We start from the raw sequence: 2,291 nt of genomic DNA on the forward strand, positions 1-2,291 counted from the left end.
CGAGCCGGCCGGTCCGCCGTCGCAGAGGCCCGGCGGGGTGCGCAGGCTGCGGCCCGAACGCGACCGGGCGGCCCAGCCGCCCACCGTGCCCGAGCAGGCGCGGCTGTGGCACGTGGTGCTGAGCGTGGCCGGGCAGGTCACCCCGCTGTCCTCGCTGCGCGCCTCACTGGAGCAGCTGGCACACGACCACGCGTTCTTCCTGACCGCCCGCTACGCGGCCGACCACGCAGAGATCCGCTACTGGGAACAGGCCCGGGACCTGCACGACGCGGCGGCCATCGCGCTGAGGCTGTGGGGCGAGCACAAGGTCACCGCGAACCTGCCGCCCTGGGAGATCGTCGGGCTGGAGGTGGTCGACCGGGCGACGTACCACAAACGGGTGGCGGAGGGCTTCGGCGATCCGCCGCCGCACCTGGGCGGCGTGCACCCGTACTGAGCCGTCCTGCCGGGCCGGGATCGTCCGGGGTGGCGTCTCACCGGGCGAAATGCCGTCCGGGCGGGACGGGCGCAGTCGCTACCCTTGGCGGCATGACCAGCGACCTCGCCACCGCCGACAGCCCCGTCCTCGCCGTAGCGCGCCGAGCCAGGGAGGCCGCCGCCGTGCTCGCCCCGCTGCCGCGCGGTGCGAAGGACGCCGCGCTGCTGGCGGTCGCGGACGCCCTGGTGGCCCGCAGCGCCGAGATCGTCGCGGCCAACGCCGAGGACGTGGAGCGGGCCCGGGCGGCGGGCACCGCCGAGTCGGTGATCGACCGGCTGACCCTGACCGACGAGCGGATCGCCGCGATCGCCTCCGACGTGCGCGACGTGGCCGGCCTGCCCGACCCGGTCGGCGAGGTGGTGCGCGGCTACACCCTGCCCAACGGCCTGGACGTGCGGCAGGTCCGGGTGCCGCTCGGTGTGGTCGGCATCATCTACGAGGCCCGCCCGAACGTCACCGCGGACGCCGCCGCGCTCTGCCTCAAGTCCGGCAACGCGGTGCTGCTGCGCGGCTCCGCGTCGGCCTACCGCTCCAACACCGCGCTGGTCGCCGTGGTGCGCGACGCCGTCGCCGCGGCCGGGCTGCCCGCCGACGCGGTCCAGCTGGTGCCGGGGGAGAGCCGGGACTCGGTGCAGGAGCTGATGCGGGCCCGCGGCTACGTGGACGTGCTGATCCCGCGCGGCGGCGCCTCGCTGATCCGCACCGTGGTCGAGGGCTCGACCGTCCCGGTGATCGAGACCGGCACCGGCAACTGCCACGTCTACGTGGACGCCGAGACCGACCTGGCGATGGCCGTCGGCATCCTGCTGAACTCCAAGGCGCAGCGGGTCAGCGTCTGCAACGCGGCCGAGACGCTGCTGGTCCACCAGGACGTCGCGGACGCCTTCCTGCCGCTCGCGCTGGCGGCGCTCGCCGAGGCCGGGGTGACCGTGCACGGCGACGAGGCGGTGCGGAAGGCCGCAGAGGGCGGTCCGGCCACCGTGGTGCCGGCCACCGACGAGGACTGGGGTGCCGAGTACCTCTCGCTGGACCTGGCCGCCGCCGTGGTGCCCTCGCTGGACGCCGCCGTCGAGCACATCCGCCGCTGGTCCTCCGGTCACACCGAGGCGATCGTCACCACCTCGCAGGCCGCCGCCCGCCGCTTCACCAGGTTGGTGGACTCCACCACGGTGGCCGTCAACGCCTCCACCCGCTTCACCGACGGCGGCGAGTTCGGCTTCGGCGCGGAGATCGGCATCTCCACCCAGAAGCTGCACGCCCGCGGCCCGATGGGCCTGCCCGAGCTGACCAGCACCAAGTACATCGTCACTGGTGACGGGCACGTCCGGGGCGAGTCCACGCAGACCGTCGGCGGGGGCGCGGACGCCCGCTGAACGCGGTGCGCGGGGCGGCCGTCACACGTGTGACGGACCAACTGCCGGGAGCCACAGACAAATCGCCCGGCCGGTAATACGCTGAATCCGTGGCTGAGGATGTGGGGGGCTTCCCGTACCCCGACGGCGCCGACCACGGTGGTGCGGACGACGAGTTCGCCACCGTGGTCTTCGATGAGGCCTTCGTCCGGTCCGCCGCCGTGCACGAGCCGACCGCCAAGGAGCGGCAACTCGCCGCCGCCGAGGCCCGGTTCGAGCCGGACACCGCGGGCCCGGGCTGGGGCCGTGACGTCCCGGCCGGGGAGGGGTTGCCGCTGGAGCTGCGCCCGTACCCGAGCGGACTCGACGCGGACCACCTCTACCCCGATCCCTGGTCGGGGCCGGGCCGGGCGGCCGACCGCCGGGTCCGGCGGCGGTGGCGACGCGGCTACGACCCGGTG

General features: G+C 74.9%; 2 protein-coding genes and 1 pseudogene. All 3 read left to right on the forward strand.

Features of this window, described 5'->3' with window-relative positions; translation table 11 throughout:
* Positions 1-46 precede the first annotated feature (46 nt).
* Positions 47-436, forward strand: coding sequence for a hypothetical protein (locus KS423_RS43770; protein ID WP_224285263.1), 390 nt, complete (start codon positions 47-49; stop codon positions 434-436).
* Positions 437-528: 92 nt separating this feature from the next.
* A complete protein-coding gene (locus KS423_RS43775; protein ID WP_224285262.1) occupies positions 529-1,851 on the forward strand; it encodes a glutamate-5-semialdehyde dehydrogenase in 1,323 nt (440 codons plus the stop codon).
* 89 nt (positions 1,852-1,940) lie between these two features.
* Positions 1,941-2,291: pseudogene (locus tag KS423_RS43780) on the forward strand (hypothetical protein); the annotation flags it as partial.

It is taken from the genome of Streptomyces sp. LS1784 (genome assembly GCF_020103755.1).
GTDB lineage: Bacteria > Actinomycetota > Actinomycetes > Streptomycetales > Streptomycetaceae > Kitasatospora.